Below are 4652 nucleotides of genomic sequence, written 5' to 3'. Positions count from 1 at the left end.
GCCCCGCTCGGCCCCGTCCGGCCCCGTCCCGCCGCGGCGCCGGCGCGATCATCCTCCGTCCATTCCCGCCCCGGCCCTCTTCTGCGGGGAGGGGGTGGTGATGCGGTCGGGGTTGACGCATCGGCGGGCGATCATCGTCGGGGCCGGGCAGGCCGGGCTCGCGGTGGCCGCCGCGCTGATCGGGTTGGGGTTCCGGCCGCAGCAGGAGTTCGTGGTCGTCGACGCCGCCACGGACCGGCAACGCAGTTGGGCGTCCCGGTGGCATTCGATGCGGCTGCTATCCGACGCCCGCCACAGCACGCTGCCAGTCCGGCCTCTACCGGTGGACCCGCACGAGCACCCGCGGGCGGATGAGATCGCGAACTACCTGGACCAGGTGCAGCACACCCTGGGGGTGGACCCGTTCTGGGGGTTGCGTGTGGTCGGGGTGGAACGCGTCGGTCACGGGTCGGTGCTGCAGCTGCAGACCGCAGAGGGCGACGTGCAGACCCGCAACGTGGTGTGCGCGACCGGCGCCGCCACCCACCCCCGCATCCCTGCGTGGGCGCAGCAGCTGCGGGTGCCCGGGGTGGTGGTGCACAGCGCCCACTACCAATTCCCCCGGCAGGTGCCCACCGGGCGGGTGCTGATCGTCGGCGGCGGAAACAGCGGCGTGCAGCTGGCGCGAGAGCTATCCACCTCCCACGAGGTCACCCTCGCGGTCCGCACCCGGCGCCCGCACCGACCCGCCCGTACCTTCCCCGTCCACGCCCGGGCAGGCTCGTCCTGGCTGGGTCGCCCACCCGCCGTGCAGCCGGTGTTCGGCGACAGCTACCATGCGCTGCGTCACGCGGGTGTGGCGGTCGCCCCGGCGGTGACCGGCGCGGACGGCGGGCAGGTCACGTTCGCCGATGGCAGCACCCTCGCCCCGGACTCGGTAATCCTCGCCACCGGGTACGACCCCGGCGAGGACTGGCTCCCCGCCGAGGCGACCGCAGCCCGGTCCCGCCCGGCGATGACCGGGCTGCCGGGCTTGTTCGTCGCCGGGATCCCCGCCCACAGCCGCCCCGGAGCGGACACCCTCGCCGGGGTGTCCCGGGACGCCGCCGTAATCGCCCGCACCATCGCGGACCGGCCATGACCGCCACCCCGACGACCCTCCAGGACCCGCACGGACGCCCCCAACCCACCCCGCCGAACCGCCGCGCCCGGGCGGTGATGCCATTGGCGATGGCGTTGCCGGTCGCGGCAGCCGCGGCGGTGCTGATGGATCTCGCCTACCCGGAGGTGGGATTCTGGCCGGCCGCGTTCGCCGCGACCGGGCTGCTGCTTCTCGCCCTGATCGGCCGGAGCGTGTGGGGGGCGGTGGCGGTCGGGGCGGTGTTCGGGTTGCTGTTCTTCGGGCTGCTGGTGTCCTGGACGACCCGGTATCTCGGGCCGGTGCCGTGGGCGGCACTGACCGTGGTGGAAGGGACCCTGACCGCGGTCGGGATCATCCCGCTGGCACTCGCCTACCGGTGGGTGCCGCGCGCCGCCCCCGGCCCGGTCGGACGCCTGCTCCTGCTGCCGGGCCTGGTGGCCGCGTTGTGGACGGGCCGGGAGGTGCTGCTGGGCGCCTGGCCGTACGGGGGGCTGCCGTGGGCGCGGCTCGGGATCACCCAAGCCGACAGCCCCCTCGTTCAGACGGTGTCCTGGGTCGGGGTGAGCGGGCTCACCTTCCTGATGGTCTTCACCGTCGCCGCCGCGATCGAAGCCATCCGGACCGGCCGGTGGCGTCGCCCGTTCCCCGCCGCCGTACCCGCCGTCACCACCCTGATGCTGGTCCTGGTCCCGGCGTTTCCCACCACACCGGCCGGGACGATGCGGGTCGGGGCGGTGCAAGGCAACGGCCCGTCCGGGTACTTCGACCAGCGCACCGTGGGGGCGATCGCCCGGGCGCAGGGGGACGCGACCGGCCCGGTGCTCGACGCGGGTGTGGATCTGGTGGTGTGGCCGGAAGGGCTGGATGCTGACCCGTTCCAGACCCCGTGGCTGGCCGAGTATCTCACCGGCATCAGCACCCGGGCAGGTGCCCCGCTGCTGGCGAACGCGGCCACCACGGCGGGCGGCAACATCTACAACACGTCGTTCCTGTGGGACCCGGCCACCACCGGTGCCACGCCGCAGCGGGAGCAGGTGCAGACGCACGCGAAACGCCACCCGGTGCCGTTCGGCGAGTACGTGCCCGACCGGGCGTTCTACACCCTGCTCGCCCCCGACCTGGTCGGGCTGCTGCAACGCGACTACGCGCACGGCACGGACGTGCCGCTGGTCACCGTCGGCGGTGTGCCGGTGGGGTTGGCGATCTGCTTCGACGTGATCTACGACGAGGTCATCGCCGAGAGCATCACCGCCGGTGCGGAGCTGCTGGTGTTCCAGACCAACAACGCCGACTTCCGCGGCACGGACGAGAACCTGCAGCAGCTCGCGGTCGCCCGGATCCGCGCGGTAGAGACCGGCCGTACCGTGGTGAACGTCTCCACCGTCGGCACCAGCCAGATCATCCGCCCCGACGGCAGCACCCTCACCGGTCTGCCCGCCGGACAGGCCGGGGCGCTGATCGCCGACACCGACCTGCGCACCGGCATCACCCCCGCCGTCCTCATCGGGCAAGGCGTCTCCGCTGTCACCTTGTGGGGTGGGCTGGGTGGTCTCGCCCTCACCGGCGCGATCGCCTGGCGGCGGCGCACCCCTGCTGTGGCCTGACTAGGCATGCCCGCCAGACAACCCGGGGTTATCCTGCGGGTGGGAGGACGAGGCGGCGGATCTCCGCAGCGATCAGATCTGGTTCTGTGGCGGGGATGTAGTGGCCGGAGCGGGCAGCGACCACGTGCCGGCCCTGCCGGGACTGTGCGGCCCGATACCGCCCGGCGGCGGTCGCGGCATCCCGGACCCGTCGCGGCATCCCGTCCGCGAGACTGCCGGAGATGACGGTGACCGGGACATCGGGCAGCGCCGGCGGGTCGCCCTGCCAGGCGTGCAGCTCGGTGAGGAAGGTGCGCGCTTGCCGACCCTGGGTGACCACCACCGCGGGCCGGAACGCCTCCCGGTGAAGATCGGCCCGCACATCCTCGGGCATCCCCTCCCCGAGGAACCGGAAGAACCGCTCCAGCATCCCCACCCGGGCCAGCACCCACTCCACGGCGATCACGATCTTCTCCCCGACCCGGAACCGCATACCGAACAGGAGGTCCGCTGCCTCATCGGTCGGATCCACCAGCACCAGCCCGGCCACCCGGTCCGGGCGGCGGGACGCGGCCAGCCGCACCATCGGGCCGCCCGCGGAATGCCCCACCTGCACGAACCCGCTGCTCGGCTCGAGGCCGTCCAGCAGATCGTTCAGGTCGTCGGCCATCCGGTCCAGGGTGCGCCCTGCACTATCCGGGACGGACCGACCCAGCCCCGCCCGGTCATACACCACGGCCCGCGTGAACGCGGCGACCCGGGTCTGCACCGACGCCCAGGTGGAGCGGGTCGCCGCCGATCCCGCCTCGAACACCACCGTCGGCACCCGGGGCCCCGGCGGGGCCCGGCAGCACCATCGCATAAGGGGCGCGCCCGCCACGGGTGCGCACCCACACCGGCTCCCCCTGCGTGTGCACACGCTCCCCCGCCATGACCCGCCCTACCGGTCCGTGCCCTGGCGGGAGGCGCCGGTCGCGGCGCGGTGGGCCTTCTCCCGCAGGGCCAGCAGGGCGAGGGTGTCGTCCTTGATCTGGGTGCGGCCGAGGATGCCCCAGTGCGCGCTCAGGTGGTCTTCGAGGTAGCGCAGCACCCGGGCGAACGGGACGGTGTGCCACGGCGCCCCCGCCCCGGGCGGGGAGGTGGGGTTGCCGAACACGACCGTGCGGATCGTGCGCCCTTCCGGCGCCACCGTCCGTCCCGTTTCCAGCAGTTCGGCGACCAGCCGGGCGGCATCGGTCGGGGCGCAGCACCCGAACCGGGTGAACGCGGCTTCCAGCACGGCCGGGTCCCGCATCGCCGGGTTGGGGTGCGGGCGGCCTTCCTTGACCTCGCCGACGATCATGTCCGCTCCGCCCCCGGCACCCAGGGCCGGGTCCAGCGGTGCGTCGACGGTCCCGGACGCTCCCGGTGCGCGGTGCAGCCGTACGGCGAGGATGTCCAGGTCGGTGATGGTGCGGGGACCGCCGGGACCGGTGGCGTCCAGCACGGGGTATTCGGCGACGGTGAAGTAGCCGTTGACCCGCAGGTACGCCTGCACCAGCCCGACCGCCGTGTCCACCCTCTATCTCCGACCGGGTTATCTGGCCGGTCAGGCGGCGTGCGCGTAGCGGGCCGGGTCGGCGTCGAACAGCGGCCCGCACTCGGCGCAGCAGAACCAGTACCGGCTGCCCTGGTAGTCGCGGAACAGGCCGCGCTGCTCGGCCCAGGCCGGGTCGACCTGGTTGCCGGGCATCACCGGACAGGTCACCAGGTTCGTCGCCCCCGCCGGCGGCTCGTGATGGTGATGCTCGTGCGCACCATGCTCGTGTCCTCCATGGTCGTGCCCGTGCGTGTGGTCGTGCCCGGAGTGGTCGTGGTCGTGGGACATGGTGTGTCTCCTTCTCGAGCGATGGTTAGGCCTGGACGGGCGCGGGCTCTCGGGTGGCGGGGGCGCCGGCACGGGTCGGGGT

The 4652-nt window shown here is 73.5% G+C and carries 5 protein-coding genes; 2 read left to right on the top strand and 3 right to left on the bottom strand.

The window, feature by feature from the left end; all coding sequences use genetic code 11:
• The coding region (locus tag AC1Q49_RS16035; protein WP_492493388.1) for a flavin-containing monooxygenase at window positions 1-1120 on the top strand (1120 nt) is incomplete at its 5' end.
• The gene (lnt, locus tag AC1Q49_RS16030) at window positions 1117-2724 is read left to right on the top strand and encodes an apolipoprotein N-acyltransferase (protein ID WP_179516354.1); all 1608 of its coding nucleotides are present in this window, start codon (window positions 1117-1119) and stop codon (window positions 2722-2724) included. The genes AC1Q49_RS16035 and lnt, both read left to right, overlap by 4 nt.
• Window positions 2725-2752: 28 nt before the next feature.
• On the opposite strand, the gene AC1Q49_RS16025 is transcribed toward lnt, so the two are convergent.
• The 3 genes from AC1Q49_RS16025 to AC1Q49_RS16015 form a co-directional block, all read right to left on the bottom strand.
• Window positions 2753-3565, bottom strand: coding sequence for an alpha/beta fold hydrolase (locus AC1Q49_RS16025; RefSeq protein ID WP_223849008.1), 813 nt, complete (start codon window positions 3563-3565; stop codon window positions 2753-2755).
• A gap of 78 nt (window positions 3566-3643) precedes the next feature.
• Window positions 3644-4261 carry a hypothetical protein gene (locus AC1Q49_RS16020; protein WP_135948657.1) on the bottom strand — a complete coding sequence of 206 codons (618 nt, stop codon included), beginning with the start codon at window positions 4259-4261 and terminating at the stop codon, window positions 3644-3646.
• A gap of 30 nt (window positions 4262-4291) precedes the next feature.
• Window positions 4292-4570: a YHS domain-containing protein gene (locus tag AC1Q49_RS16015; RefSeq protein ID WP_005049577.1), complete on the bottom strand. Its 279-nt coding sequence runs from the start codon at window positions 4568-4570 to the stop codon at window positions 4292-4294.
• Window positions 4571-4652: the final 82 nt, after the last annotated feature.

The sequence above is a fragment of the Microbacterium sp. MPR-TSA4 genome (genome assembly GCF_058792815.1).
Note: the sequence above shows the minus strand (reverse complement) of the source record. Positions and strands in the feature narration are given on the sequence as shown.

What these genes read in the sequence shown, in the direction of transcription:
- lnt (WP_179516354.1), top strand. Translation starts at nt 1,117, where the DNA reads ATGACCGCCACCCCGACGACCCTCCAGGACCCGCACGGACGCCCCCAA.
- AC1Q49_RS16025 (WP_223849008.1), bottom strand. Translation starts at nt 3,565, where the DNA reads ATGCGATGGTGCTGCCGGGCCCCGCCGGGGCCCCGGGTGCCGACGGTG.
- AC1Q49_RS16015 (WP_005049577.1), bottom strand. Translation starts at nt 4,570, where the DNA reads ATGTCCCACGACCACGACCACTCCGGGCACGACCACACGCACGGGCAC.